Annotated in this window: 27 protein-coding genes; 19 read left to right on the top strand and 8 right to left on the bottom strand. The window is 68.3% G+C overall.

Annotation, left to right across the window (positions count from 1 at the left end; translation table 11 throughout):
• Nucleotides 1-72 precede the first annotated feature (72 nt).
• Genes HV783_RS03620 through HV783_RS03605 form a run of 4 tightly spaced genes read left to right on the top strand, consistent with a single transcriptional unit; the run spans nucleotide 73 to nucleotide 3,618 of the window.
• A complete protein-coding gene (locus HV783_RS03620) occupies nucleotides 73-1,002 on the top strand; it encodes a branched-chain amino acid ABC transporter permease (protein ID WP_049073110.1) in 930 nt (309 codons plus the stop codon).
• Entirely contained in the window at nucleotides 999-2,087 is a 1,089-nt protein-coding gene (locus HV783_RS03615; protein WP_064524669.1) for an ABC transporter permease subunit, read from the top strand. Before HV783_RS03620 ends, HV783_RS03615 begins: the two co-directional genes overlap by 4 nt.
• Nucleotides 2,084-2,884 (top strand): ABC transporter ATP-binding protein, encoded by an 801-nt coding sequence (locus HV783_RS03610; protein ID WP_006383977.1) that lies wholly within the window; start codon nucleotides 2,084-2,086, stop codon nucleotides 2,882-2,884. Before HV783_RS03615 ends, HV783_RS03610 begins: the two co-directional genes overlap by 4 nt.
• The gene (locus HV783_RS03605; RefSeq protein WP_006383976.1) at nucleotides 2,881-3,618 is read left to right on the top strand and encodes an ABC transporter ATP-binding protein; all 738 of its coding nucleotides are present in this window, start codon (nucleotides 2,881-2,883) and stop codon (nucleotides 3,616-3,618) included. The genes HV783_RS03610 and HV783_RS03605 overlap by 4 nt, the downstream gene beginning before the upstream one ends.
• Nucleotides 3,619-3,680: 62 nt before the next feature.
• Here HV783_RS03605 and HV783_RS03600 read toward each other — a convergent pair whose 3' ends face one another.
• Both HV783_RS03600 and HV783_RS03595 read right to left on the bottom strand, forming a co-directional pair.
• A complete protein-coding gene (locus HV783_RS03600) occupies nucleotides 3,681-4,478 on the bottom strand; it encodes an alpha/beta fold hydrolase (protein ID WP_175166728.1) in 798 nt (265 codons plus the stop codon).
• 149 nt (nucleotides 4,479-4,627) lie between these two features.
• A complete protein-coding gene (locus HV783_RS03595) occupies nucleotides 4,628-5,911 on the bottom strand; it encodes an MFS transporter (RefSeq protein ID WP_175188712.1) in 1,284 nt (427 codons plus the stop codon).
• A gap of 127 nt (nucleotides 5,912-6,038) precedes the next feature.
• Here HV783_RS03595 and HV783_RS03590 point away from each other — a divergent pair, with 127 nt between their 5' ends.
• Nucleotides 6,039-6,656 carry a TetR/AcrR family transcriptional regulator gene (locus HV783_RS03590; RefSeq protein WP_175188711.1) on the top strand — a complete coding sequence of 206 codons (618 nt, stop codon included), beginning with the start codon at nucleotides 6,039-6,041 and terminating at the stop codon, nucleotides 6,654-6,656.
• Nucleotides 6,657-6,838: 182 nt separating this feature from the next.
• Nucleotides 6,839-7,060, top strand: coding sequence for a hypothetical protein (locus tag HV783_RS03585; RefSeq protein WP_054415856.1), 222 nt, complete (start codon nucleotides 6,839-6,841; stop codon nucleotides 7,058-7,060).
• Nucleotides 7,061-7,129: 69 nt separating this feature from the next.
• On the opposite strand, the gene HV783_RS03580 is transcribed toward HV783_RS03585, so the two are convergent.
• Together HV783_RS03580 and HV783_RS03575 are read right to left on the bottom strand one after the other, a co-directional pair.
• Nucleotides 7,130-8,419: an Nramp family divalent metal transporter gene (locus tag HV783_RS03580; RefSeq protein WP_116791347.1), complete on the bottom strand. Its 1,290-nt coding sequence runs from the start codon at nucleotides 8,417-8,419 to the stop codon at nucleotides 7,130-7,132.
• Nucleotides 8,420-8,540: 121 nt separating this feature from the next.
• On the bottom strand, nucleotides 8,541-8,966 hold the full coding sequence (locus HV783_RS03575; RefSeq protein WP_064523566.1) for an OsmC family protein: 426 nt from the start codon (nucleotides 8,964-8,966) through the stop codon (nucleotides 8,541-8,543).
• Between the two features lie 249 nt (nucleotides 8,967-9,215).
• On the opposite strand from HV783_RS03575, the gene lhpI reads away from it, so the two are divergent.
• From lhpI to HV783_RS03540, 7 genes are all read left to right on the top strand, one after another.
• The gene (lhpI, locus tag HV783_RS03570; RefSeq protein ID WP_175188710.1) at nucleotides 9,216-10,160 is read left to right on the top strand and encodes a bifunctional Delta(1)-pyrroline-2-carboxylate/Delta(1)-piperideine-2-carboxylate reductase; all 945 of its coding nucleotides are present in this window, start codon (nucleotides 9,216-9,218) and stop codon (nucleotides 10,158-10,160) included.
• Nucleotides 10,161-10,197: 37 nt separating this feature from the next.
• Entirely contained in the window at nucleotides 10,198-11,367 is a 1,170-nt protein-coding gene (locus HV783_RS03565; RefSeq protein WP_054502092.1) for an ABC transporter substrate-binding protein, read from the top strand.
• Nucleotides 11,368-11,544: 177 nt separating this feature from the next.
• A complete protein-coding gene (ehuB, locus tag HV783_RS03560; RefSeq protein WP_054502093.1) occupies nucleotides 11,545-12,456 on the top strand; it encodes an ectoine/hydroxyectoine ABC transporter substrate-binding protein EhuB in 912 nt (303 codons plus the stop codon).
• A gap of 9 nt (nucleotides 12,457-12,465) precedes the next feature.
• The gene (ehuC, locus tag HV783_RS03555; RefSeq protein ID WP_054502094.1) at nucleotides 12,466-13,119 is read left to right on the top strand and encodes an ectoine/hydroxyectoine ABC transporter permease subunit EhuC; all 654 of its coding nucleotides are present in this window, start codon (nucleotides 12,466-12,468) and stop codon (nucleotides 13,117-13,119) included.
• Nucleotides 13,116-13,787: an ectoine/hydroxyectoine ABC transporter permease subunit EhuD gene (ehuD, locus tag HV783_RS03550; protein ID WP_006383962.1), complete on the top strand. Its 672-nt coding sequence runs from the start codon at nucleotides 13,116-13,118 to the stop codon at nucleotides 13,785-13,787. Before ehuC ends, ehuD begins: the two co-directional genes overlap by 4 nt.
• Nucleotides 13,784-14,554: an ectoine/hydroxyectoine ABC transporter ATP-binding protein EhuA gene (gene ehuA / locus HV783_RS03545; RefSeq protein ID WP_175188709.1), complete on the top strand. Its 771-nt coding sequence runs from the start codon at nucleotides 13,784-13,786 to the stop codon at nucleotides 14,552-14,554. The genes ehuD and ehuA overlap by 4 nt, the downstream gene beginning before the upstream one ends.
• Nucleotides 14,555-14,703: 149 nt before the next feature.
• Nucleotides 14,704-15,816 carry an NADH:flavin oxidoreductase/NADH oxidase gene (locus tag HV783_RS03540; protein ID WP_054502095.1) on the top strand — a complete coding sequence of 371 codons (1,113 nt, stop codon included), beginning with the start codon at nucleotides 14,704-14,706 and terminating at the stop codon, nucleotides 15,814-15,816.
• Between the two features lie 67 nt (nucleotides 15,817-15,883).
• Here HV783_RS03540 and HV783_RS03535 read toward each other — a convergent pair whose 3' ends face one another.
• The 3 genes from HV783_RS03535 to HV783_RS03525 form a co-directional block, all read right to left on the bottom strand.
• Entirely contained in the window at nucleotides 15,884-16,510 is a 627-nt protein-coding gene (locus tag HV783_RS03535) for a dUTPase (protein WP_175142913.1), read from the bottom strand.
• 118 nt (nucleotides 16,511-16,628) lie between these two features.
• Entirely contained in the window at nucleotides 16,629-17,165 is a 537-nt protein-coding gene (locus tag HV783_RS03530; RefSeq protein WP_064526389.1) for a hypothetical protein, read from the bottom strand.
• 11 nt (nucleotides 17,166-17,176) lie between these two features.
• Complete coding sequence (locus HV783_RS03525) at nucleotides 17,177-17,815, bottom strand: DedA family protein (protein WP_054502098.1); 639 nt, start codon at nucleotides 17,813-17,815, stop codon at nucleotides 17,177-17,179.
• A 104-nt stretch (nucleotides 17,816-17,919) separates the two neighbouring features.
• Here HV783_RS03525 and HV783_RS03520 point away from each other — a divergent pair, with 104 nt between their 5' ends.
• The 6 genes from HV783_RS03520 (at nucleotide 17,920) to HV783_RS03495 (ending at nucleotide 23,290) form a co-directional block, all read left to right on the top strand.
• The gene (locus tag HV783_RS03520; RefSeq protein ID WP_175188708.1) at nucleotides 17,920-18,960 is read left to right on the top strand and encodes a metal-dependent hydrolase; all 1,041 of its coding nucleotides are present in this window, start codon (nucleotides 17,920-17,922) and stop codon (nucleotides 18,958-18,960) included.
• Between the two features lie 168 nt (nucleotides 18,961-19,128).
• The gene (locus tag HV783_RS03515; protein WP_054502100.1) at nucleotides 19,129-19,896 is read left to right on the top strand and encodes an IclR family transcriptional regulator; all 768 of its coding nucleotides are present in this window, start codon (nucleotides 19,129-19,131) and stop codon (nucleotides 19,894-19,896) included.
• Nucleotides 19,897-19,971: 75 nt separating this feature from the next.
• Nucleotides 19,972-20,676 carry a dipeptidase PepE gene (gene pepE, locus HV783_RS03510; RefSeq protein WP_054502101.1) on the top strand — a complete coding sequence of 235 codons (705 nt, stop codon included), beginning with the start codon at nucleotides 19,972-19,974 and terminating at the stop codon, nucleotides 20,674-20,676.
• Nucleotides 20,673-21,602, top strand: coding sequence for a DUF1177 domain-containing protein (locus tag HV783_RS03505; protein WP_064526392.1), 930 nt, complete (start codon nucleotides 20,673-20,675; stop codon nucleotides 21,600-21,602). The genes pepE and HV783_RS03505 overlap by 4 nt, the downstream gene beginning before the upstream one ends.
• The gene (locus tag HV783_RS03500) at nucleotides 21,599-22,288 is read left to right on the top strand and encodes an AroM family protein (protein WP_175188707.1); all 690 of its coding nucleotides are present in this window, start codon (nucleotides 21,599-21,601) and stop codon (nucleotides 22,286-22,288) included. Before HV783_RS03505 ends, HV783_RS03500 begins: the two co-directional genes overlap by 4 nt.
• A gap of 12 nt (nucleotides 22,289-22,300) precedes the next feature.
• Nucleotides 22,301-23,290, top strand: a complete 990-nt coding sequence (locus tag HV783_RS03495) for a Bug family tripartite tricarboxylate transporter substrate binding protein (protein WP_054502104.1) — start codon at nucleotides 22,301-22,303, stop codon at nucleotides 23,288-23,290.
• 104 nt (nucleotides 23,291-23,394) lie between these two features.
• Here HV783_RS03495 and coaBC read toward each other — a convergent pair whose 3' ends face one another.
• Complete coding sequence (gene coaBC, locus HV783_RS03490; protein WP_054502105.1) at nucleotides 23,395-24,591, bottom strand: bifunctional phosphopantothenoylcysteine decarboxylase/phosphopantothenate--cysteine ligase CoaBC; 1,197 nt, start codon at nucleotides 24,589-24,591, stop codon at nucleotides 23,395-23,397.
• Nucleotides 24,592-24,628 lie beyond the last annotated feature (37 nt).

The raw sequence follows: 24,628 nt of genomic DNA, 5'->3' as shown, positions 1-24,628 counted from the left end.
GCGAAGGCGGCCCCCGGGCCGCGCCGCATCCGATCCTCGCGCGATTTTTCCAGGCTTATTTCCACGGCCCCTATGGATATCTTCATTCAACAACTGATTAACGGCGTCACGCTCGGCAGCGTGTACGCCCTGGTCGCCCTTGGCTACACCATGGTGTACGGCATCATCGGGCTGATCAACTTCGCGCATGGCGACGTCGTCATGATCGGCGCGATGGCGGCCACCACGATCGCCATCTCGCTGGTCGGCGGCGACCCGTCCGCTTCCGCCTTCATGGTGCTGGGCCTGGGCCTGCTGGTGTCCGTGCCGCTGTGCATGGCCGTGGGCTGGACCGCCGAGCGCGTGGCCTACCGGCCGCTGCGCCGCGCGCCGCGCCTGGCCGCCCTGATCACCGCCATCGGCGTGTCCATCATCCTGCAGAACGTGGCGATGATGGGTTGGGGCCGCAACTACCTGAACTTCCCGCAGGTGCTGTCGCCGCGGGTGTTCGAGATCTTCGGCGCGCGCATGAGCACGCTGCAGATCGCCATCGTCGCGATCGCCGCGCTCATCATGGGCGGATTGCTGGCCGTGGTGCACAAGACGCGCCTGGGCACCGCCATGCGCGCCACCGCGCAGAACCGCGAAGTGGCCGGCCTGATGGGCGTGAACATCAACACCGTGATCTCGGCGGCGTTCCTGATCGGCTCGGCGCTGGCCGCGGTGGCCGGCATGATGGTGGCCACCTACTACGGCGTGTCGCAGTACACGATGGGCTTCATGCTGGGCCTGAAGGCCTTCACGGCCGCGGTGCTGGGCGGCATCGGCAACCTGGTCGGCGCCATGGCGGGCGGCCTGCTGCTGGGCATCATCGAATCACTGGGCGCCGGCTACATCGGCGACCTGACCGGCGGCTTCCTGGGCAGCCACTACCAGGACGTGTTCGCGTTCTTCGTGCTGGTGCTGGTGCTGATTTTCCGTCCGTCCGGCCTGCTGGGCGAGCGTGTGGGGGACCGCGCATGAGCACCACCCTGAAACACAGCGGGCTGTCGACCCGCAACCTGATCGGCATCGCGCTGATCGGCATCGTGCTGGCGGTGCTGCCGTTCGTGATCGGCATGGCCGGCCAGAGCTGGGTCCGCATCCTGAACTTCGCGCTGCTGTACGTGATGCTGTCGCTGGGCCTGAACATCGTGGTGGGCTTTGCCGGCCTGCTGGACCTGGGCTACATCGCGTTCTACGCGGTGGGCGCCTACACCTGGGCGCTGCTGGCCTCGCCGCACTTCGGGCTGCACCTGCCGTTCTGGGCGATCCTGCCGATCGCGCTGGCGGTGGCGTGCCTGTTCGGGGTGCTGCTGGGGGCGCCGACGCTCAAGTTGCGCGGCGATTACCTGGCCATCGTGACGCTGGGCTTCGGCGAGATCATCCGCATCTTCCTGAACAACCTGAACGCGCCGGTCAACATCACCAACGGCCCGCAGGGCATCAACCGCATCGATACTTTCAAGGTGGGCGAGTTCGCCTTTGGCCGCACCGAGAGCCTGCTGGGCATCCGCGTGACCGGGCCGGAGAAGTACTACTACCTGCTGCTGGCGCTGACGCTGATCATCATCCTGGTGTGCGTGCGCCTGCAGAACTCGCGCATCGGCCGCGCCTGGGAAGCGATCCGTGAAGACGAGATCGCCGCCAAGGCGATGGGCATCAACACCCGTAACATCAAGCTGCTGGCCTTCGCCATGGGCGCCTCGTTCGGCGGCGTGGCGGGCGCGCTGTTCGCGTCGATGCAGGGTTTCGTCAGCCCCGAGAGCTTCTCGCTGATGGAATCCATTTCCATCCTGTGCATGGTGGTGCTGGGCGGCATGGGCCACATCCCGGGCGTGATCCTGGGCGCGCTGATCCTGGCCGCGTTGCCGGAATTCCTGCGCGCCGTGGTCGAGCCGGTGCAGCAGATGGTGTTCGGCGCCGTGGTGCTGGATCCCGAGGGCATCCGCATGCTGCTGTTCGGCCTGGCGATGGTGTGCGTGATGCTGTTCCGTCCCGCCGGCCTGTGGCCGTCCGCCGTGCGCAAGCGCGAGCTGGCCACCAAGACGCAGGGAGGCGCGGCATGAGCAAACTGCTGCAAGCCCAGGGACTGGGCAAACGCTTCGGCGGCCTGCAGGCCTTGTCGGATGTCAGCTTCGACATCGAGCAGGGCGAGATCTACGGCCTGATCGGCCCCAACGGCGCCGGCAAGACCACGCTGTTCAACGTGCTTACGGGCCTCTACATCCCGGAAGACGGTAGCTGCACCTTCAACGGCGCCTCGATGTCGGGCAAGAAACCGCACGAGGTGGCGCACGCGGGCCTGGCGCGCACCTTCCAGAACATCCGCCTGTTCGCCAACCTGAGCGCGATCGAGAACGTCATGATCGGCCGCCACATGCGCACCCGCGCCGGCGTGCTGGGCGCGGTGTTCCGTACCCGCGGCACGCGTGCCGAGGAAGCCGCCATCGAGGCCCGCGCCCAGGAGCTGCTGGACTACGTCGGCATCGGCCACCGCGCCAACGACGTGGCGCGTTCGCTGCCCTACGGCGACCAGCGCCGCCTGGAAATCGCGCGCGCCTTGGCCACCGATCCCAAGCTGCTGGCGCTGGACGAGCCGGCCGCCGGCATGAACGCCTCGGAAACCGTGGTGCTGCGCAAGCTGATCGAGAAGATCCGCGACGACGGCGTCACGGTGCTGCTGATCGAGCACGACATGAAGCTGGTCATGGGCCTGTGCGATCGCGTGCTGGTGCTGGAATACGGCAAGGTGCTGGCCATGGGCAAACCCGCCCAGGTGCAGCGCGACCCCAAGGTCATTGAAGCGTATCTGGGCGCGGGCGCCGCCCAGGATCCGCTGATTCATCAGGAGCGCCCGGCATGACGACGGCAAGCAAACCCCTACTGGAACTGCGCGGCCTGCAGGTCGCCTACGGCGGCATCCGCGCGGTGCGTGGCATCGACCTGCGCGTGGACGAAGGCGAACTGGTGTGCCTGATCGGCGCCAACGGCGCCGGCAAGAGCACGACCCTGCGCGCCATCTGCGGCCTGGTGCCGCTGGCCGGCGGCGAAGTGGTCTACGGCGGCCAGTCCATCGGCGGCCAGAAGTCGCACGAGCTGGTGCGCCAGGGCCTGGTGATGGTGCCCGAGGGCCGCGGCATCTTCGGCCAGCTCACCATCGAGGAAAACCTGGCGATGGGCGCCTACATCCGGCGCGACGCCGCGCAGGTGCGGCAGGACACCGACCGCGTGTTCACGCTGTTCCCGCGCCTGGCCGAGCGCCGCAAGCAGGCGGCCGGCACGCTGTCGGGCGGCGAGCAACAGATGGTGGCGATGGGCCGCGCGATGATCGCGCGGCCGAAGCTGCTGTTGCTGGACGAACCCTCGATGGGACTGGCGCCGCTGATGGTCGAGAAGGTCTTCGAAGTGGTGCGCACCATCGCCAGCGAAGGCGTCACGATCCTGCTGATCGAGCAGAACGCCCGCCTGGCGCTGGAGAACAGCCACCGCGGCTACGTGATGGAATCCGGCGAGATCACGCTGTCCGGTCCCGCCGCCGACATGCTCCACGATCCCAAGGTGCGCGCGGCATACCTGGGGGAAGTGGAAGAGGCGTAGGCCTGTCCCTCTGCCGCATAAAAGAGCCCGGCCATGCCGGGCTTTTTTTATGCGCGTCGGACTCAGCCGGCCTGGCGCTTGAGGAAGCCCTCGATCAGGGCGGCGAAGGCGGGCGGGCACTCCTGCATCGGGTAATGGCCGCAATGCGCAATGACGTGCAGCGTCGCGTTGGGATGCCAGGCCAGGAAGCTGCCTTGCATCGCTTGCGCGTCGATTCCCGGGTCCCGATCGCCGACCACGACCAGGAACGGTGTCTCGATTCCACGCACGGCGTCGACGAAGTCCGCCGTCACCAGCATGTCGAGGTACTTGCGCCGGCAGGCGGGTGCCACGGTCGCGCGGTTGTGGCGGACCTTGGCGTCGGCCCAGCCGTCGGACAGGCTGCTGGAGACATGCCGGAACAGCCGGCGCAAGGCGTCGTCGTCCTCGGTCGTGCTGGCGAAGAACGCCAGGGCCTCCGGCCCCAGGGGGTTGCCGGCGGCGGAGACGGGGCACACCGCGATGGCGCTGGCGATGCGTGACGGCGCGTCCGCCGCCAGGCGTTGCGTGATCATGCCGGTCATCGAGTGGCCGATGATGTGGAACCGCCGCCAGCCGAGCCGGTCGGTGAGCGCGAGGCAGTCGGCGGCGATTTCCTCGACCGTGCAGGCGCCGGTGAGCGCGATGGACTGGCCGTAGCCGCGCAGGTCGGCGAACACGTAGGTGAAGGCCTGGCCGTCGAGCCAGGGCATGACGGCATCGTAGCTGCCATGGTCGCCGAGCCAGTCGTGCAGGACCAGCACGGGGATCGGGCCGTGGCCCAGGCGCGCGTAGCCGAGACCGGCCGGCGAGCCGGGATGGATTTCAAGGGACGTCTTCATTCCAGGTTTCCTTGTGTGAGGGGAACGAAAACGAAACGCCCTCCCGGCGGACCGGGAGGGCGTTTTCAAAGTGCAGCCATCCTATCAAATCGCCGGCGCCAGCGTCAACGGGGCGGCGTCGCCGCCGGCGCGCTGGCGGGAAGGCCGGCTCAGGCAGGCTGCGGCACGACCCGCTCGCGCCCGATCAGCAGGGCGATGACGGCGGCGATCAGGCCGGTGGCGCCGGCTGCGACGAAGGCCATCAGGTAGCTGCCTTGCGACTCGCGCACCACGCCCGCCATCCAGGCCGCGCTGGCCGCGCCCAACTGGTGGCCGGCGACGATCCAGCCGAACACGATGGGCGCCTCGCGGTCGCCGAACGCCTCCGTGGCCAGGCGCAGCGTGGGCGGCACCGTGGCGATCCAGTCCAGGCCGAAGAACACGGCGAAGATCGCCAGGCTGTAGAACGAAAAATCGGAATAGGGCAGGTACATCAAGGCCAGGCCGCGCAATCCGTAATAGACGAACAGCAGCTTGCGCGGATCGTAGCGATCGGTCAGCCAGCCCGAAGCGGTGGTGCCGAACAGGTCGAAGATGCCCATGATCGCCAACAGGCCGGCCGCCTGCACTTCGGGCATGCCATGGTCGCCGCAGAGCGCGATCAGGTGGGTGCCGACCAGGCCGTTGGTGGTGAAACCGCAGATGAAGAAGGTGGCGAACAGGAACCAGAAAGTGCGGGTCCTGGCGGCGCGTCCCAGGGCGCCGAAAGTGGCGGCGATCATGCCGGTGCGCGGCGCGGTGGGCGCGGGCGGCGCATGTGGGTCACTGCCGAACGGCGTCAGGCCGACGCTGGCGGGGCGGTCCGGCACCAGCCACCAGGCCAGCGGCACCAGGGCGGCGGCGGCGCCGGCCACGGTCCACACCACCCGGGTCCAGTCGCCCGACGACGCCAGCGCCGCGAGAATGGGCAGGAAGATCAGCGTGCCAGTGGCGGTGCTGGCCGTCAGCAGCCCCATCATCAGGCCGCGGTGCTTGCTGAACCAGCGGTTGACTACGGTGGCGCCCATCACCACCGCGACCGCGCCCGACCCCACGCCGGAGAACACGCCCCAGGTCAGCAGCAGATGCCAGGGTTGCGTCATGTAGGCGCTGGCGGCGGTGGACAGCGACATCACCGCCAGCGCGCCGATCAGCACGCGGCGCAGGCCGAAGCGTTCCATCGCGGCCGCGGCGAACGGCCCCACGAGGCCGTAGAGGAAAATGCCCACCGCGGCGGAGAACGACGTGATGCCGCGGCTCCAGCCGAAGCTTTCCTCCAGAGGCACCAGCAGCACGCCGGGGGACGCGCGCAGCCCGGCCGAGACCAGGAGCGCCAGGAAGATCACGGCGACGACGACAAAAGCATACTTCTGTCCCGTGCGGCGGAAGGGGAAGGGCGGTTGGGCTATACTCATGTTACTGACCGGTACGTATTTGGGTTTGCGAATAGTACGTACCGGTCAGTAACACCGTCAAGCGATATTTTCTTGATGGTCCTGTTCTTGGCGCGGCTGGCAGTGACGGCCGCAAGGAGGCGCTCGCATGGCCAATAAACCTACGGCGGACGGCAAGCCCGCCGAATCCACCGCCAAACCCCTGCTGGCGGCCGACCGCATCCGCCGGACGGCCCGCGAAATGTTCTACCGCGATGGCATCCGCGCGGTGGGGGTGGACGCCATCGTCCACCAGGCCGGCGTGACCAAGCCCAGCCTGTATCGCAGCTTTTCGTCCAAGGACGAGTTGGCGGCGGCCTACCTGCGCGACTACGACGCGGAATTCTGGGGGCGTTTCAACGTCGCCTGCGACGCCCATCCGGGTGATCCGCGGGCGCAGTTGCGCGCCTATCTGTCCGGCCTGAGTGTGCGGGCGGTTCAATGCGGCTACCGGGGCTGCGGCCTGACCAATGCGGCGGTCGAGTATCCGGAGGCCGGCCATCCGGCGCGTGAGGTCGCGGTCGCGCACAAGCTGGAACTGCGGCGGCGCCTGACCGCGATGGCCCGCGAGATGGGCGCGCCGGATCCGGTCGCCTTGGGGGACGGGCTGTTGTTGCTGATCGAAGGGGCCTTCGTCTCCAGCCAGTTGTTTGGCGAGGGCGGACCGGCGGGCCGGGTAGCGCAGATCGCGGACCAGCTCATCGAAGCCCATCTGGGCAGCCCGTAAAGCGGTTATTGCGCCGCACAATATCGGTGCCGGATGTGGTGCATCATGCACCGTTGTGGTGGTGTTTGTACTTATTTCGCAACGCCAAAAATAATGCTAGGCATTTTTATTGCAACGCAGCATGCACGGGTCTAAGATGGACTCGTGCTGGTCCCCCATCGCGCTTTCTCAAGGAGAGAATCATGAGCGATACCGCGTTGAAAAATGCCCGCATGTCGGATGCGCTGGAGCGGTCCCTGATCCGCGAGGCCATCAAGGCGGAAACCCTGTCCGGCCCGTTCTCGCGCATGGGCTGGCGTCGGTTGAAGCTGCGCCTGCGCCGGTTCGGCGGCGCCGTCGGCGAGGTGCTGCACGACATGGACGCCGGCCGCCGCCAGCATCCTGTGATTTCCGCCCATCGTTGAACCGCGGATCCGCGCCAGAAAAAACGCCAGCGATCGCTGGCGTTTTTCATGGGAGCGCCGTGGTGGGTGTCACAGCGCCATGTCCACCAGCAGGTAGCCGTCCAGCAGGATGATGCCAACGGTGGCGACCACGGCTGCCCAGGCCCAGGCGCCGCGCAGGACGTGGCGGCCCATTACCTGCTTGCGGCAGGCCAATACCACCAGCGGCCCCAGCGCGAACGGCAGGGCCAGGCTCAGGATGACCTGGCTCAGCACCAGCAACTGGTCTGGGTCCTGGCCGCCGGTGAAGGCCAGCAGGGCGGCGGCCACGGTGCCGGCGATCAGCCGCGTGGCCAGCGCGCGGCGGCGATCGGACCAGCCGCTGTTGATCTGGAAGCCTTGCGACAGCATGCGGCCGGCCAGCACGCCGGTGATGGTGGAGCTTTGGCCCGCCGCGTACAGCGCGATCGCGAACACGATGGCCGCGCCGATGCCGAAGGTCTGGCCGATCACGGCATGGGCGTCGTCCAGGCTGGAGACGATGATGCCGGAGCCGGACAACGAGGCCGCGGCGACGATCATGATGGCCGAATTGATCAACATGGCCACGCCCAGCGACACCACGGTGTCGTTGCGCGCCACGCGCATGGCCAGGTCGCGGGCGTCGGCCGGCAGCACGCGGGCGCGCTGCGCCAGCGACCCGGAATGCAGGTAGAGGTTATGCGGCATCAACGTCGCGCCCAGGATGCCCAGCGCGATCAGGAAGCCTTGCGGGTCGCGCAGCGCGCGGCCGGTCTGCGTCATGCCATGGGCCACGTCGGTCCAGGCCGGGTTGGCCTTGAACAGCAGGAACACGAACGAGGCTGCCACGATCGACAGCAGCACGGCGATGACGCGCTCGTGGCGGTCGGCGTTGCCGCGCGTCAGGGCCAGCACGGCGAAGGTGCCGACGCCGGTGACCGCGACGCCGCCCAGCAGCGGCAGGTTGAACAGCAGGCGCAGCGCGATGGCGCCGCCGATGAGTTCGGCCAGCGCGGTGGCCAGGATGGCGGCCTCGCCGGCCAGCCAGGCGGCCTTGGCGGTGCGCGGGGACAGGTGGCGGGCGGTGAGGGTGGCCAGGTCTTCGCCGGTGGCCAGTGCCAGGCGCGACACCAGCACCTGGAAGCCCAGCGCCAGGATGGCCGAGGCGATCACCACCAGCAGCAGGCCGTAGCCGAAGCCGCTGCCCCCGGCGATGTCCGTGGCCCAGTTGCCCGGGTCGATATAGCCCACCGCCACCAGGATGCCGGAGCCGACCACCCGGCGCAGGTTGGCCGAGACCTGGGCGTCCTGAGGGTACGCTGCCTTACCGCCTGAAATCGCGTAGATGAATCGGGTCATGTTTGTTCCTGAGAATGGTTCTCATTTTCCATATCTCCGGCATGACCGTCAAATTGATTTTCAGCAAGCCCCGGATAGGGCGGGCCAATGGCGTCGCCCCATCCGGGCCTGCCGCGGCCGGTCAGGACTTGAGCTTGGCGTCCATGGTGATCTTGGCGTTGAGCACCTTGGAGACCGGGCAGCCCTTTTCGGCCTTGCGCGCGGCCTCGTCGAAGGCTTCGGCGCTGGCGCCCGGAATCACGGCCTCCACGGTCAGGTGCACGGCCGTGATGGCGAAGCCGCCGTCGACCTTGTCCAGCGTGACCTCGGCCTGCGTGTCCAGCTTTTGCGGGGCCAGGCCGGCCTCGCTCAGGATGTTGGACAGCGCCATGGTGAAGCAGCCCGCGTGGGCAGCGCCCAGCAGTTCCTCGGGATTGGTGCCCGGGGTGTCGCCGAAGCGCGTGTTGAAGCCATAGGGCTGGTTCTTGAGCGCGCCGCTCTGCGTGGAAATCGTACCCTTGCCCGTCTTCAGATCGCCCGACCAGGCGGCGGTTGCGGTTTTCTTCATGCGTGACTCCTGTTGAAGGAACGCGCCCGAAACGGACGCGTCCGGTTGGGGGAGCGCGCGGCCGGCCCGATGGCGGCGCGCGTTGCCGGAAGGGGCATGGACCATGATACGGCGGGCGCGGCGGGGCGTCGCCTGTCGGCCGCCCGCATCCGGCAAGCCGATGTAACCGCCGCTTGCGGCGCCTTGCCAGCGCCGCGCGGCGCCGTCACACTTCGCCCCTGGCTCAACCCGAACAGGCATTGGATACAGATGGTAGTGATCGACACCGAACAAACCCGCCGCGCATTGTCGTTCGACGCGGCGATTCCGGCCTTGCGCGAGGCGTTCCGCCAGGGCGCCCATGTGCCCGCGCGCCATGTCCACGCGATCGAATCGGGCGGCGCGCACGGGACCACGCTGATCATGCCGGCCTGGAACGAGCAGGGTTACTTCGGCGTCAAGGTCATCAACATCTTTCCCGAGAACACGCGCCAGTCGCTGCCGGGCCTGCACGCCACCTACAACCTGTACAGCGCCCGCACCGGCGTGCCGCTGGCGCAGGTGGACGGCGACCTGGTGACGGTGTTCCGCACCGCCGGCGCGGCGGCGCTGGGCGCGTCCTACCTGGCGCGCGAGGATGCGCGGGTGCTGACCATCGTCGGCTCGGGGCGCATCGCCGGGCTGGTGGCGCAGGCCATGCGCACGGTGCGGCCGATCGACAAGGTATGGGTCTGGAACGTGCGGCCGGCCGGCGCCGAGGCGCTGGCGACGGCGCTGCGCGAGCAGGGCTTCGACGCCAGCAGCACCCTCGATCTGGAGCAGGCCGTGCGCCAGGCCGACATCGTCAGTTGCGCGACGCTGTCGACCGTGCCGCTGGTGCGGGGCGACTGGCTGCGCCCGGGCGCCCACCTGGACCTGATCGGCAGCTTCAAGCCCGACATGATCGAGACCGACACGGCCTGCTTCGACGGCGCCACGGTCTACGTGGATACCGACGAGGCGCCGACCAAGGCCGGCGACCTGCTGGCCGCGTTCGAGGCCGGCGTGCTGGCGCGCGAGGACATCCGCGGCAACCTCACCGACCTGGTACGCGGCCAGGCGCCGGGCCGCACCCGGGCGGATGAAGTGACCGTGTTCAAGGCGGTCGGCAGCGCGCTGGAGGACCTGACGCTGGCCGCGCTGGTCTACGAGGCCTGCGGCGGTCAGGCAAAATAGCGCCATCCGCTGTTTTTTCATCCTGCGAGCTGTCGTCATGTCCCGCTTCTTCGTCCGCTACGCCTGCGCTGTCGCGCTGGCCGTTCCCGCCCTGTCCGTCCATGCCGAGATCGTGATCGGCGTGGATGTCTCCACCACCGGCCCGGCCGCGGCGATCGGCATCCAGACCAACAACGCCATTCGCCTGTGGCCCAATACGCTGGGCGGCGAGCCGGCGCGCTACGTGGTGCTGGACGACGGCACGGACGTCAGCCGCGCGGTCAAGAACCTGCGCAAGCTGACCTCGGAAGACAAGGTCGACGCCATCGTCGGCCCCAACACCACCGCCGCCGCCCTGGCCGGGCTGGACGTGCTGGCCGAGACCGGCACGCCGATGATCGCGCTGGCGGCTTCCAGCGTGATCGTCGAGCCGCTGTCCGATCCCAAGCGCGCCTGGGCCTTCAAGATGCCGCAGAACGATTCGCTGATGGCGACCGTGCTGGTCGAGGACATGAAGAAGAAGGGCTTCAAGAACGTGGCCTTCATCGGCTTCGCCGATTCCTACGGCGACAGTTGGTGGAAGGAATTCTCCGCGGCCGCCGGCAATGACATCAAGATCGTGGCGCAGGAACGCTTCCAGCGCACCGACGCGTCGGTGGTGGGCCAGGTGCTCAAGGTGATCGCCGCCAAGCCGGACGCGGTGCTGGTGGCCGGCGCCGGCACGCCCTCGGCGCTGCCGCAGAAGACGCTGCTCGAGCGTGGCTACACCGGCACCATCTATCAGACCCACGGCATCGGCACGCTGGAATTCCTGCAGGTCGGCGGGCGCGACGTCGAAGGCACGCTGTTCCCCACCGGCCCCGGCGTGGTGGCGCGCGAGCTGCCGGATTCGAACCCTGTGAAGAAGGTGGCGGTGGAATTCGCCGACAAGTACGAGCGCCAGTATGGGGCCAACACCCTGACGCAGTTCGCCGGCGACGCCTATGGCGCCTGGATGCTGCTCGATTCCGCGGTGGCGCGCGCCCTCAAGACCGGCGCCAAGCCAGGCACCCCCGAATTCCGCATCGCCCTGCGCGACGCGCTGGAGAACACCCGCGACCTGATCGTGCCCAACGGCGTGCTGAACATCTCCAAGGACAACCACCAGGGCTTCGACGAGCGCGCCCGCGTGATGGGCGTGGTGCGCAATGGCAAGTTCTCCTACGCGGACGCGGCGGGGAAAAAATAGGGACGACATAGTCCCGTACGGTTCGTAACGAGTGCTCACCCGCCATAGGGCGGGACGGGGAAAAGCAGGCTTCGGCCTGCTTTTTTTCGTCCATATCATTAGAGGTGAAATGATTTAATGTCGTATCATTTTTAGCGAAGCCATGTACCTAGAAATAAATTCGGGAGAAATAAGACCATGATCGTCCAACGCACCCGCCGCGTCCTGCTGGCCCTGAGCCTGGGCCTGCTGGCCGCCTGCTCCGACTCCGGCTCGGACAAGCCCGCACAGGGGGCCAGCGCGCCCGCCGCTGGCGGCGACACGCTGGCGGCCGCCAAGGCCGCCGGCAAGATCCGCATCGGCTACGCCAACGAGGCGCCGTTCGCCTTCATGGACAGCAAGGAAGCCAAGGTCACCGGTGAATCGGTGGAAATCGCGCGGGTGGTGCTCAAGCGCATGGGCATCAACGAGGTCGAAGGCGTGCTGACCGAGTTCGGCTCGCTGATCCCGGGCCTGCAGGCCAAGCGATTCGACATCATCGCGGCGGGCATGTACGTGACGCCCGAGCGCTGCGGCCAGGTGGCGTTCTCGAACCCGACCTATGGCGTGGGCCAGGCGTTCCTGGTCAAGCAGGGCAACCCGAAGAACCTGCACAGCTACGAGGACGTGGTCAAGAACCCGGACGCCAGGCTGGGCGTGGTGGTGGGCGCCATCGAAGCCGAATACGCCTCCAAGGTGAAAGTGCCGGCCGGCCAGATCGTGGTGTTCCCGGATGCCGTGAGCGCGCTGTCCGGCGTGCAGGCCGGCCGCGCCGACGCCTACGCGGCCACGGCGTTGACGGTCAACGACCTGATGGGCAAGACCAACGACGGCAGCGGCCTGGAAAAAGCCGAACCATTCACCGATCCGGTGATCGACGGCAAGGGCGTGCGCGGCTATGGCGCCTATGCTTTCCGCACCGACGACAAGGCCTTTGCCGACGCCTTCAATGCCGAGCTGGCCAAGTTCATCGGCACCGAGGAACACAAGAAACTGGTGGCGCCGTTCGGCTTCACGCCCGAGGAACTGCCCAAGGACGTCACGGCCGCCAAGCTCTGCGCCGCGAACTAGGGGGCGCCGATGCAGCTCATATCCGAACATATCGCCGAGCTGGTACCGCCGCTGCTGGAGGGCCTGGCGGTGACGCTGGAAATCATGGCGGGCGCCGTCGTGCTGGCGGTGCCGCTGGCGCTGGCGGCCGGGGTGGGGCGCCTGTCGACCGTGCGCCCCGTGCGCTGGCTGGCGTCGATCTACGTCGAGGTGTTCCGCGGCACGTCGGCGCTGGTGCAACTGTTCTGGTTCTATTTCGTGCTGCCGCTGTTTGGCGTGCAACTGCCGGCCATGCTGGTGGGCATCGTGGTGCTGGCGCTCAATGCCGGCGCCTATGGCGCCGAGGTGGTGCGCGGCGCGATCCGCGCGGTGCCGCCGGGCCAGCGCGAGGCCGGCGTGGCGCTGAACCTGACGCCTGGCCAGATCATGCGCCGCATCGTGGTGCCGCAGGCCATTCCGGCCATGCTGCCGCCGGCCGGCAACCTGCTGATCGAACTGCTCAAGAACACCGCGCTGGTGTCGCTCATCACCATCACCGACCTGACCTTCCGCGGCCAACTGCTGCGCAGCGAAACCCTGCGCACCACCGAGATCTTCACGCTCATGCTGCTGCTGTACTTCGCGGTGGCGCTGCTCATCACCGCCGGCGTGCGCCTGCTTGAACGGAGGGTCCGCGTCCGATGAAACCGATATTCGACTGGTCCTTCGCGCTGGAGATCCTGCCCACGCTGGGTTCGGCGCTGGTCATCACCATCCAGGCCACGGTGCTGGGCATGCTGGTGGCCGTGACGCTTGGCCTTGCGCTGGCGCTGCTGCGGCGTTCGCGCCTGGCGCTGCTGTCCTTGCCCACGGCGTTCGTGATCGAGTTCGTGCGCAGCACGCCGCTGCTGGTGCAGATGTATTTCCTGTTCTACGTGCTGCCCCTGACCGGGGTGCAGATGTCGCCCCTGGCGACCGGCATCGTGGCGCTCGGGCTGCACTACGCCACCTATTGCGCCGAGGTCTACCGCGCCGGCATCGAGGCGGTGCCGCGCGGCCAACTGGAAGCGGCGCGGGCGCTGAACATGTCGCCGTGGCGCACGGCCGTGGGCGTGGTGCTGCCGCAGGCGATCCCGCCGGTGGTGCCGGCGCTGGGCAACTACCTGGTGGCCATGTTCAAGGACACGCCGCTGCTGTCGGCGATCACGGTGGTCGAGCTGCTGCAGCAGAGCAAGATGATCGGCTCCACCACCTTCCGCTACACCGAGCCCCTGACGCTGGTCGGCGTGCTGTTCCTGGCGTTGAGCCTGATCGCGGCCTGGGGCGTGCGCGGCCTGGAGGCCCGCCTGCAACGATATGGAGGAAAGCGATGAGTTCCAGCATCACCATCAAGAACCTGCACAAGCGCTATGGCGAGCTGGAGGTGCTCAAAGGCATCAACCTGGAGATTCCGGCGGGCCAGACGGTGGCCGTGATAGGGCCGTCCGGCTCCGGCAAATCGACCCTGCTGCGCGTACTGATGACCCTGGACCAGCCCAGCAGCGGCGAGATCGAGATCGACGGCGAGCCGATGTGGACCGACGCCGAGGGCCGCCCGGCCGGCCCCAATTCCGAGCACCTGCGCAAGGTGCGCGGCAAGATCGGCATGGTGTTCCAGCACTTCAACCTGTTCCCGCACATGACCGCGCTGGGCAACGCCATGGAGGCGCCGGTGCACGTGCTGGGGCTGTCGCGCGACCAGGCCCGCGAGCGCGCGGTGGAATACCTGGAGATGGTGGGGCTGGGCGACAAGCTCGACGTCTACCCGGCGCAGTTGTCGGGCGGCCAGAAGCAACGCGTCGGCATCGCCCGCGCGCTGGCGATGTGCCCGGAGATCATGCTGTTCGACGAGGTCACCTCGGCGCTCGACCCGGAGCTGGTGGGCGGCATCCTGCAGATCCTGCGCGACCTGTCGGCGCGCAAGAGCATGACCATGATCATCGTCACCCACCAGATGAAGTTCGCCGAGCGCAGCTCGGACCGCACGCTGTTCTTCGACCAGGGCAACATCGTCGAGGACGCCGAATCGCAGACGCTGTTCAGCGATCCGAAGGAGGCGCGCACCCGGCAATTTCTGGACAGCGTGATCGAGGGGCAATAAGTCGCGGTAATAAGCGGCGGGCCTAAAGGACGGGCCTAAAGGGCGGGCCTCGTCCCACCCTAAATCCCCACGCGGGCGTCGGGATTGGCCGCGCGGGCGGATGCCGGCGCTATGCTGTGCATCCGCGTCCATCGCCCGGAGCCTTACGCATGAGTCATCTTTTCAGTCCCACGTCAGTCGGCAATGTCGAACTGGCCAACCGCATCGTCATCGCGCCCATGTGCGAGTACTCGGCCGACGAGGGCCGCGCCACCGATTGGCACATGATCCACCTGGGCCACCTGGCCCTGTCGGGTGCGGCGCTGCTGTTCACCGAAGCCACCGCGGTCGAGGCCGACGGCCGCATCTCCCCGGGCGATCTGGGCCTCTGGTCCGACGAGACCGAGGCCGCGCTGGGCCGCGTGGTGCAGGCGGTGCGCCGCTATTCGCCCATCAAGCTCGGCATCCAGCTTGGTCACGCCGGCCGCAAGGCGTCGAGCCATGCGCCCTGGGAGGGCGGCCAACTGGTGCCGCCGGAGCAGGGCGGCTGGCAGGGCTGGGCGCCGTCGGCGCTGCCGCACAATGCCTCCGAGCCGGCGCCGCGCGCGCTTGACGCCGCCGGCCTGGCGCGCGTGCGCGATGCCTTCGTCGACAGCGCCCGCCGCGCCATCCGCCTGGGCTTCGATGCCATCGAGCTGCACGCGGCCCACGGCTATCTGCTGCATCAGTTCCTGTCGCCGCTGGCCAACCAGCGCGACGACGAATACGGCGGCTCGCTGGAGAACCGCATGCGCTTTCCGCTGGAAGTGTTCCGCGCGGTGCGCGCGGTGACGCCGTCGTCGGTGGCGCTGGGCGTGCGGGTGTCGGCCACCGACTGGGTCGAGGGCGGCTGGGACCCGGCGCAGACCGAGGCGTTCGCGCTGCGGCTCAAGGAATTGGGCTGTGAGTTCATCGACGTCTCCAGCGGCGGCGTGTCGCCGCTGCAAAAGATCCCGGTCGGGCCGAACTACCAGGTGCCGTTCGCCGACGCCCTCAAGCGCGCGGTCGGCCTGCCCACCATCACGGTGGGCCTGATCACCGAGGCGCAACAGGCCGAGGACATCCTGGCGCAAGGCCAGGCCGACATGGTGGCGCTGGCGCGTGGCATGCTGTACGACCCGCGCTGGCCCTGGCATGCCGCCGCGCAACTGGGCGGGCAGGTCGCCGCGCCGCGCCAGTACTGGCGGTCGCAGCCGCGCGAGCTGAAGGAACTGTTCGGCGAGACGCGCTTCGGCCAGCGCTAGCGCGCGACCGTCGTCCAAAGAAAAACGCCGCGTGACGCGGCGTTTTTCATGGGCGGACGGTGCGCGCTTACAGGCGCGAATACGCCGCTTCCAGTTCGCGATGCAGGATGTCCGCGAAGTCGGCGCGGGCGGCGTCGTGCTGCGACAGCAGGCGCGCCAGCACCACGTTGTCCTCTTCGCCGTTCCAGATCTTGATGTAGGTGCCTTCCTTGTAGCCATGCTGCTGGCGGAAGATGTTCAGCACGTTCTTGGAAACGTACTGGGTGTAGGCATCGTTCCAGCTCATCTCGCAGGCGCTCATGCTCTGCTCGAGCAGCTTGAAGCTGGCGCGGCCGCACACCGCCAGGCCGCCGATCAGTTCCAGCAGTTCGGGCACGTTCAGGCTGGCCAGCGCGTAGCTCTTGCCGTCCAGCGTGATCGAGGCGGGGCCGGCCAGGTCGGCCACCAGCGCGGCGGCGGCGGCGTTGACGTCGCCCTTGGCCTGCACGATGGTGTGCGACAGGTAGAAATGCAGGATGTCGACCAGTTCCATCTGCACCTGCGGCAGGTCGATGGTCTGCTTCTTCCACCACTTCCAGCCGTAATGCTCCAGGGCCTCGGCCGATTCGACGAAGGCGGCGCGCAGGAAGCGGGCGCCGCCGTTGATCCAGTCCGGATTGATCATGCTGTTCAGGTCGCCTTGCAGCTTCAGCATCGTGGCCGCCTGGGCCTGGTTCAATCCGACAACGTTATTCACTTTCACTCCGGTATTCGTGGGGTCTGTTCGACAGCGGCGGAAATGTTAGCACCATTGCCGCCGCGGCCGCGCCCTCTCACGCATCCTTGCGGTACGACGAGGTCTTGAGCGGCGGCAGCTTTTCCAGCGGCCGCTTGCGCGGGTCGCGGGCGCCGCTGGCGGCCTTGAACAGCATCAGCGCGAAGAAGCCCAGGAACACCGCCGGCATGAAATCGTCCAGGTCGAAGCGCGGCGCGTGCAGCGCCTTGAAGGCGACGTTGACCGCGGCCCAGCCGGCCACCGCGCCGGCGATGGTCAGGAAAATGCCCTGCTTGCGCTGGCGCGCGCGCTTGGCCAGCGACACCGCCTCGGCGTCCGTCTGGCCGGGCGCGACGGTGGGCGGCACGCTGTCGGCGCGACGCGATTGCAGCGGCGGCGGGGCTGTCTTGCCCCAGGTCAGGTCGTTCAGGGAACCCTGGTCCGGGGCGGGGGAGGGCGTCGGCGCCGGCATGGCGGCCTGGCGCTTGGTCTCGGCCTTGCTCGGCACCCGTCCAGGCGTGGCGCCACCGGCGCGCGAAAGATTTTCGATGTAGCGCGCGAAGTCGCCGTTCTTTGGCTCCATGTCGATAGCCATGCTGTTCTCCGCTAATTGCCGCGACGGATCCGCGCCGGCTGCCGGCGCTTGCGCATCATCGCGACCAGAAGTCCGCATCCTAGCAGCACCGAGAAACCCGCGCCGATCATCATGGCGATCTGCTGGGCGTTTTCCGCGGCGCCCAGGCTGCGCGCGGTGATGTAGCCCGGCGCCAGCATCAGCGGCATCCACAGGATGGCCGAAAGCACATTGGCCATCTGGAAACGGCCATGCGCCATGCCCATGACGCCGGCCACCGTCGGGATGGTCGAGCGGATCGGTCCCAGGAAGCGGCCGATCAGCACCGAGGCGAAGCCATAGCGGTAGAAGAACAGCCGGGCGCGGGCGACGGCGGTGCGCTGCTGCTTGAGCGGCCAGCGCCGCAGCACGCTGGGACCCGCCCAGCGGCCCAGCCCGTAGGACAGCGCGTCGCCGACGATGGCGCCAGCGACGCCCCAGGCCATGATGCTCCATGGATCCAGCGTGCCGGCCCCGATCAGGCCGCCCGTCAGCAGCATCAGCGCGGTCGCGGGAATGAACAGGCCCAGCAGCACCATCGATTCTCCCAGCGTGAGCAGGAAGGTGATGGGGCCGGCCCAGGCCTGGTTGGTCTCGATCAGCACGCCGATCTTGTCGATGTATTGGTCCATGAGGCAAAAGTTGAAAATTAGCTGAACGCAATCGGGTATCTTAACGCCTGCATTGTGGGCGCCGCGTGAAAGCGGCGTCCACCGAAGGCTATCGTCGGAGTTCTATGGATTCGGTTACACAAGCCGTGCTGGGCGCGGGCATACAGGGGGCGCTGCTGGGGCGCGTGCAGGGACGGCGAGCGCTGATCTACGGCGCGGCGCTGGCCACGGTGCCGGATCTGGACGTGTTGATGCGTTACCCGGACCCGGTGTCACTGATGACCTATCACCGGGGCTTCTCGCATTCGATCTTCGTGCTGACGGGTCTGGCGCTGCTCCTGGCCTGCCTGATACGCCGATACTGGCCACAGGCACCCTACAGCGGCAGGCGATTGTTCCTGACACTGTGGTTGGTATTGGTGACGCATCCACTGCTGGACGCCTTCACCGTCTACGGCACGCAGTTGTTCTGGCCGCTGGCGTCGATTCCGGAAAGCTGGTCGGCGATTTTCATCATCGATCCGGTCTACACCGTGCCGCTGTTGCTGGCGGCGGTCTACGCGATCATCGCGGGCATGACGCGCAACGCCCGGCGACTGCTGGCGGGGGCGCTGATCTTCAGCACGGCCTACCTGGCGTTCGGCCTGGCGGGCCGCATCGCCGCCGAGCAGCGGGTGCGCGATGCGATGCAGGCGCGAGGCATCGTCGTCACCGAGCTGCGGGCCGTTCCCATGCCGCTCAACACGCTGCTGTGGCGCGTTATCGCCAAGACGCCCGATGGCCATTACTACGAGGCCGTCAGCAGTTGGTTCGACCGCGAGCCGCCGGAATGGCTGCGCCAGCCGCTTCACCCGGATCTGGGCCAGGCGCTGGCGGGCGTGCCGCTGCATGAGCGACTGCGCTGGTTCACCGATGACTGGCTGCGCTATGACGCGCTGGGCGATGCGCTGGTGGTGACTGATTTGCGCATGGGCATGGCCGGTCACTACAACTTCCGCTTCAAGATGGCGGAGCGCGCGCCGGATGGCACCTGGCGGCCGGTGACGCCGTCCAGTTGGCCGGGCGAGCGGGGCGGCTGGGCCGAGCTCAAGCTGCTGCTGGCCCGCGTCCTGCATGCCCAGCCGCCGCTGCCGCTGGCGCAGTGGGCGGAGAGCGCCACGCGATGAGCCGGTCCGCATTGGCTCGCCACACCGCCTGATATGACCCGCCGCGATCCGGCGGGTTTTTCATGTTCCGGCGCTGCCCCGGCACGGGCCCCGTATTGACCGGCGGTCCGACCCTGCATTATTCTTGTTCGATATTAAGGAACAGTAGTTCCGTTTTATGGAACATCGATGAGTATTCTCGACGGCGTCCAACGCGTGCTTGCGCTTTATGCGGAGGGCGCTGCGGAGCTCAGCTTCACCGACGTGGCGCAGCGGTTATCCATGCCCAAGAGCACGGCATCGCGCCTGCTCAACCAGATGCAGCACTACGGCATGCTCGACCAGGACGCGGCCTCGCGCCGTTATCGTCCCGGCCTGCTGCTATCGCAGGCGGTGCGCGCCGGCCTGGCCGCTACCCCGCTGGATGACGCCTGCCGCAAGGTGCTGGCGCGCCTGTCGGCGGACAGCGGCCTGACCGCCTACCTGTCCACCTTGAACCAGCGCGAAACCGTGGTGCTGCAGCGCCTGAACGGCTCGCACCCGGTGCAGGTGCTGTCGCCGCCCGGCTCGCGTCGCGCCGCTTCGGGCACGGCCATGGGGCGGGCGCTGCTGTCGCGCCTGAGCCAGGCCGAGTTCGACGCGCTCTACGGCGCCGACCCCACGCAGTCGCTGCCGATGGAAGGCAAGGATTGTCCGGCCACCGTCGGCGAACTGGCGCAGCGCGTGGCGCAGACCCGCGCCGACCATTACGGGGTTGCCATCGACCAGGCGATGCCCGGCATCGGCGCCGTGGCGGCGGCGGTGCGCGATCCGTCCAGCGGTGAATTGCGCGGCCTGTGCCTGTCCTTCGTGTCGTTCCAGGTCGATGCCGCCCGCGTCGCCGCGTTGCGCGACGCCCTGACACAGCAGGTCGCCGCGTTGGGGCGCGAACTGAACGACCCCTACTGGCTGGACTGATCCCTGTTACCGATTCCCGCTATCTGGCCGCCCGCATGCGGCGCTCCGAGCCAACGACTCCACGGAACTTTGCACATGAACCTTCTGCTCCTCAGCAATTCCAGCAGCGACGCCGGCTACCTGGTGCACGCCTTGCCCGACATCCGCGAACTGATCGCCACGCTGCCAGCCGGCGCGCCGGCGGTGTTCGTGCCGTACGCAGGCGTCACCCGCAACTGGGACGACTACACCGCGATGGTGGTGACGGCGCTGGCCGACACCGGCCTGGACATCGAGCCGCTGCACCGCGCCGCCGATCCGGTGGCCGCACTGGAAAGGGCCGCGGTCATCATCGTCGGCGGCGGCAACACCTTCAATCTGCTTGGCGAGCTGCGCCGCCGGGGCCTGTTGAGCGTGGTGGCGCGCCGCGTGCGCGAAGGCGCCGCCTACCTGGGCTGGAGCGCCGGCTCCAACCTGGCCTGCCCCAGCATCTGCACCACCAACGACATGCCGATCACCGATCCCGCGGGCTTCGACGCGCTCGGCCTGCTGTCCTTCCAGATCAATCCGCACTACACCAACGCCCATCCTCCCGGCCACCGCGGCGAGACCCGCGCACAGCGCCTGGCTGAGTTCTGCACGCTGAACCCGACGATGCCGGTGCTGGGCCTGCCCGAAGGCGCCGCGCTGCGCGTGCGCGGCGCCGCCATCACGCTGGTCGGTCCGCACGATGCGCCGCTGTTCCTGGGCGGCAACGAGCCGCGCGTGTTCCAGCCCGGGGTGGTGGAGATCCCGGCATGAAACAGGTCATCGACACTATCGAGCTGCTGTCCTCGGCGCATGTCACGGGCGAAGCGGTGGCGCAGGTCCTGCGCGAGGCGGGCCATTGCGAAGTCGAAGTCACTCGGCTCGAGCGCGACGGCCTGGCCACCGACTTTCTCTCCATTGTCATCCCGGGTTCCGACGCCAACGCGCCGCAACTGGGCATCGTCGGCCGCCTGGGCGGCATCGGCGCGCGTCCGGCCGTCACCGGCCTGGTGTCCGACAGCGATGGCGCCGTGGTCGCCGTGGCCACCGCGCTCAAGCTGATGGCCATGGCGCGCCAGGGCGACGTGCTGCCCGGCACCGTGCGCATCCGCACCCACATCTGCCCGCGCGCCGGCACCCGTCCGCACCACCCGGTGCCGATGATGCGCTCGCCGTTCCCGATGCGCGAGATGATGTCGCACGAAGTCGATCCGCGCATGGACGCGATCCTGTCGGTCGACACCACCCGCGGCAACCGCCTGGTGAACCAGCGCGGCGTGGCCCTCACGCCGGTGGCCAAGCAGGGTTACCTGCTGCGCATTCCCGAAACCATGCTGGACGTGATCGGCTGGGTCAGCGGCCAGTTGCCCCTGACGCTGCCGTTGACCACACAGGACATCACGCCCTACGAGAACGGCCTGTGGCACGTCAATTCGCTGATGCAGCCGGCCATCGTCACCGACGCGCCGGTAGTGGGCGTGGCGCTGACCGCGCAGACCGCCGTGCCGGGCTGCGCCACCGGCGTCACCAACGCGGTCGACGCCGACGTCGCCATGCGCTTCTGCATCGAGATCGCCAAGCTGTTCGGGCAGGGCGCGCTGACTTTCTTTGACGACGCCGAATGGCGCGCGCTGCAGGCCCGCTACGGCTCGATGGCGCACCTGCAGACCACCGGCCGGGAACCCGGGGGCGCGCAATGAGCGCGCCCAAGCCGCGTCGCGTGGCGTTCTTCACCATCGGCCAGTCGCCGCGCAGCGACGTGGTGCCCGAGATGGCTCCCTTGCTGGGCGAGCACGTGCGCGTCGACGAATTCGGCGCGCTCGACGGCTTGGACGCCGCGGCGCTGGCCGCGCTGGCGCCGCGTCCGGGCGAATACCGCTTCGCCACGCGCATGCGCGACGGCAGCCAGATCGAACTGGACGCGGCCGCCGCCGAGGCCCGCCTGGCGCAGGTGATGCGTCAGGTCGACGCTGCCGGCTACGACCTGCTGGTGCCGTTGTGCACGGGCACCGCGATCGCGCCGATGCGCACGCTGGTGGTCGAGCCGCAGCAGGTGGTGGACCACCTGGTCGCGGGCCTGTCGCAGCACGGTCGCCATGTCGGGCTGGTGGTGCCGCTGGAAGCCCAGGTCGATGCGTTCCACATGGCCGTGCCGCTGGAATGCCCGGCGACGGTGGTGCATGCCTCGCCCTACGAAACGGACGCGGCGCGCGCGGCCGCCAATTTCACGCAGGCCGGCCGCGCATTGGCTGACTGCGATTTCATCGTCATGCATTGCATGGGCTACGCCGAACGCATGCGCCAGGCGGTGGCGCAGGCATCGGGTCGCCCGGTGCTGCTGTCGAATCGTGTTGTGGCGCAGATGCTTGCGCAAATTCTGGAATAAGGGATCCTCTTCATGTTCAGCCGTAGTTTGCAACGCGCCGTGGGCGCACTGTTCGTCGTCGGCGCCATGTCGGCCGCGCCGGTCCTGGCCGCGGACGCCTGGAAACCGACCAAGCCGGTGCGCCTCCTGGTCGGTTTCGCGCCCGGCGGTTCCGCCGACACGCTGGCGCGCCTGCTGGCCGAGCCGCTGTCGCAGCGCCTGGGCCAGACGGTGGTGGTAGAGAACCTGGCGGGCGCCGGCGGCAACATCATGGCGTACCGCCTGTCGCAATCGCAGCCCGACGGCTACACCATCGGCATCGCGGCGGCCGGCTCCATGGCCATCACCCATGTGCTCAACGCCAAGGGCACCAGCTACAAGCCGACCGACTTCACGCCCATTACGCTGGCGGCGGTGCAGCCCAACGTGGTCATCGTCAACAAGGACGTGCCGGCCAACAACCTGGCCGAACTGAAGGACTACTTCCAGAAGACGCCGACCGCCACCTACGGCACCGCCGGCGTGGGCATCTCCAACCACCTGATCGCCGAGACCATGCTGTACAAGCTGGGCGTGAAGGTGCCCCACGCGGCCTACCGTGGCGCCGCGCCGGTCATCACCGACCTGCTGGGCGGCCATATCGCGATGACGATGGACAACATCTCCACCGCCGCGCCGCTGGCGCTGCAGGGCAAGGTCAAGGCCATCGGCGTGGCCTCGCTCAAGCGCTCGCCGCAACTGCCCGACGTGCCCACGCTGGACGAGCAGGGCCTGAAGGGCTTCGACATGCCGACCTGGCAGGGCGTGTTCGCGCCGGCCGGGCTGCCGGCCGACGTGCTGGCAGCCTACTACGCGGCGCTGCAGGACGTGCTCAAGCAGCCCGCCGTGAAGGAGAAGATGGCCGGCCTGGGTTCGGAACCGGTCACCGGCATGACGCCCGAGCAGTTCGGCCGGTTCCTGGAGAACGACCGCAAGCAGTGGGCCGACATCGTGCGCGCCGCCAACATCAGCCTGGAGCAATAAGCAGGCTGTCGCGTCTGCCGTTGCCAGCAGGCGCGGCGCGCGCCGCAAACAAAAACGCCAGACTCGCGTCTGGCGTTTTTGTTGGGTCTCGCGGACGGGCGGGATCAGTCCGGCAGCCGCGCCGCGATCTCGGCGATCAGGCGGCGCGCGGCGTCCAGCTTGTCGGCGGCCGGCAGCGGGTGCGCGCCCTGCGCGTCGAACAGCACCAGTTCGGTGGTGTCGGCGTCCATCACCTTGTGCGCCAGGTTGCCCACCAGCAGCGGAATGCCCTTGCGCTGGCGCTTGGCCTCGGCGTGCTCGGCCAGCTTTTCGGTCTCTGCCGCAAAACCCACGCACCACGGCCCGTCCTTCAGTTTGGCCACTTCGGCCAGGATGTCGGGGTTGGGCTCGAACTCCATCTGCGGCGCGCCGCCGCCTTCGCTGGTCTTCTTCAGCTTCTGGTTGCTGACGTTCTTGACGCGCCAGTCGGCCACGGCGGCCACGGCGATGAAGATGTCGGCGTCGGCGGCGCTGGCCATCACGGCGTCGTGCATCTGGCGCGCCGTCATCACCGACAGGGCGGTGACGCCGCGCGGCACGGGCAGGGCGGTGGCGCCGGTGATCAGCGTGACGCGGGCGCCGGCTTCGCGCGCGGCCCGGGCCAGGGCGTAGCCGGTCTTGCCCGACGAGCGGTTGCTCAGCACGCGCACCGGATCGACCGGCTCGGAGGTGGGGCCGGCGGTCAGCAGCACGTGACGGCCGGCCAGCAGCTTGGGCTGGAAGAAGGCGATCAGGTCGGCGAGGATTTCATGGGCTTCGAGCATGCGCCCGTCGCCGGTCTCGCCACAGGCCTGTTCGCCGGCGGCCGGGCCCAGGATGCTGATGCCGTCGGCGCGCAGTTGCGCCACGTTGCGCTGGGTCGCCGGGTTGGCCCACATCTCGCGGTTCATGGCGGGCGCGACGAGCAGCGGGCAGGCGCGCGCCACGCACAGCGTCGACAGCAGGTCGTCGGCCATGCCGTGAGCCAGCTTGGCCATGAAGTCGGTGCTGGCCGGCGCGATCAGCACGGCGTCGGCGCCGCGCGTCAGGTCGATGTGCGCCATGTTGTTGGGCACCCGCGGGTCCCAGGCATCGACGAACACCGGACGGCCGGACAGGGCCTGCATGGTCACCGGCGTGATGAAGTGCGTGGCCGCCTCGGTCATCACTACGTCGACGACGGCGCCTTGTTCGGTCATGCGCCGCACCAGCTCGGCGATTTTGTAGCAGGCGATGCCACCGGTCAGGCCGAGGACGATGCGTTTGCGGGCGAGGTCGAGCATGGGCGTCGGACGGCGTTTGGATGCCGTCGAATCAGGG

It is taken from the genome of Achromobacter dolens (assembly GCF_902859745.1).
Taxonomy (GTDB): domain Bacteria; phylum Pseudomonadota; class Gammaproteobacteria; order Burkholderiales; family Burkholderiaceae_B; genus Achromobacter; species Achromobacter dolens.
The sequence above is the reverse complement of the archived record's forward strand: the minus strand, read 5'-3'. Positions and strand labels throughout refer to the sequence as shown.

Coding starts and splice junctions, on each gene's coding strand:
- HV783_RS03620 (WP_049073110.1), top strand. CDS start 73: ATGGATATCTTCATTCAACAACTGATTAACGGCGTCACGCTCGGCAGC.
- HV783_RS03615 (WP_064524669.1), top strand. CDS start 999: ATGAGCACCACCCTGAAACACAGCGGGCTGTCGACCCGCAACCTGATC.
- HV783_RS03610 (WP_006383977.1), top strand. CDS start 2,084: ATGAGCAAACTGCTGCAAGCCCAGGGACTGGGCAAACGCTTCGGCGGC.
- HV783_RS03605 (WP_006383976.1), top strand. CDS start 2,881: ATGACGACGGCAAGCAAACCCCTACTGGAACTGCGCGGCCTGCAGGTC.
- HV783_RS03600 (WP_175166728.1), bottom strand. CDS start 4,478: ATGAAGACGTCCCTTGAAATCCATCCCGGCTCGCCGGCCGGTCTCGGC.
- HV783_RS03595 (WP_175188712.1), bottom strand. CDS start 5,911: ATGAGTATAGCCCAACCGCCCTTCCCCTTCCGCCGCACGGGACAGAAG.
- HV783_RS03590 (WP_175188711.1), top strand. CDS start 6,039: ATGGCCAATAAACCTACGGCGGACGGCAAGCCCGCCGAATCCACCGCC.
- HV783_RS03585 (WP_054415856.1), top strand. CDS start 6,839: ATGAGCGATACCGCGTTGAAAAATGCCCGCATGTCGGATGCGCTGGAG.
- HV783_RS03580 (WP_116791347.1), bottom strand. CDS start 8,419: ATGACCCGATTCATCTACGCGATTTCAGGCGGTAAGGCAGCGTACCCT.
- HV783_RS03575 (WP_064523566.1), bottom strand. CDS start 8,966: ATGAAGAAAACCGCAACCGCCGCCTGGTCGGGCGATCTGAAGACGGGC.
- lhpI (WP_175188710.1), top strand. CDS start 9,216: ATGGTAGTGATCGACACCGAACAAACCCGCCGCGCATTGTCGTTCGAC.
- HV783_RS03565 (WP_054502092.1), top strand. CDS start 10,198: ATGTCCCGCTTCTTCGTCCGCTACGCCTGCGCTGTCGCGCTGGCCGTT.
- ehuB (WP_054502093.1), top strand. CDS start 11,545: ATGATCGTCCAACGCACCCGCCGCGTCCTGCTGGCCCTGAGCCTGGGC.
- ehuC (WP_054502094.1), top strand. CDS start 12,466: ATGCAGCTCATATCCGAACATATCGCCGAGCTGGTACCGCCGCTGCTG.
- ehuD (WP_006383962.1), top strand. CDS start 13,116: ATGAAACCGATATTCGACTGGTCCTTCGCGCTGGAGATCCTGCCCACG.
- ehuA (WP_175188709.1), top strand. CDS start 13,784: ATGAGTTCCAGCATCACCATCAAGAACCTGCACAAGCGCTATGGCGAG.
- HV783_RS03540 (WP_054502095.1), top strand. CDS start 14,704: ATGAGTCATCTTTTCAGTCCCACGTCAGTCGGCAATGTCGAACTGGCC.
- HV783_RS03535 (WP_175142913.1), bottom strand. CDS start 16,510: ATGCTGAAGCTGCAAGGCGACCTGAACAGCATGATCAATCCGGACTGG.
- HV783_RS03530 (WP_064526389.1), bottom strand. CDS start 17,165: ATGGCTATCGACATGGAGCCAAAGAACGGCGACTTCGCGCGCTACATC.
- HV783_RS03525 (WP_054502098.1), bottom strand. CDS start 17,815: ATGGACCAATACATCGACAAGATCGGCGTGCTGATCGAGACCAACCAG.
- HV783_RS03520 (WP_175188708.1), top strand. CDS start 17,920: ATGGATTCGGTTACACAAGCCGTGCTGGGCGCGGGCATACAGGGGGCG.
- HV783_RS03515 (WP_054502100.1), top strand. CDS start 19,129: ATGAGTATTCTCGACGGCGTCCAACGCGTGCTTGCGCTTTATGCGGAG.
- pepE (WP_054502101.1), top strand. CDS start 19,972: ATGAACCTTCTGCTCCTCAGCAATTCCAGCAGCGACGCCGGCTACCTG.
- HV783_RS03505 (WP_064526392.1), top strand. CDS start 20,673: ATGAAACAGGTCATCGACACTATCGAGCTGCTGTCCTCGGCGCATGTC.
- HV783_RS03500 (WP_175188707.1), top strand. CDS start 21,599: ATGAGCGCGCCCAAGCCGCGTCGCGTGGCGTTCTTCACCATCGGCCAG.
- HV783_RS03495 (WP_054502104.1), top strand. CDS start 22,301: ATGTTCAGCCGTAGTTTGCAACGCGCCGTGGGCGCACTGTTCGTCGTC.
- coaBC (WP_054502105.1), bottom strand. CDS start 24,591: ATGCTCGACCTCGCCCGCAAACGCATCGTCCTCGGCCTGACCGGTGGC.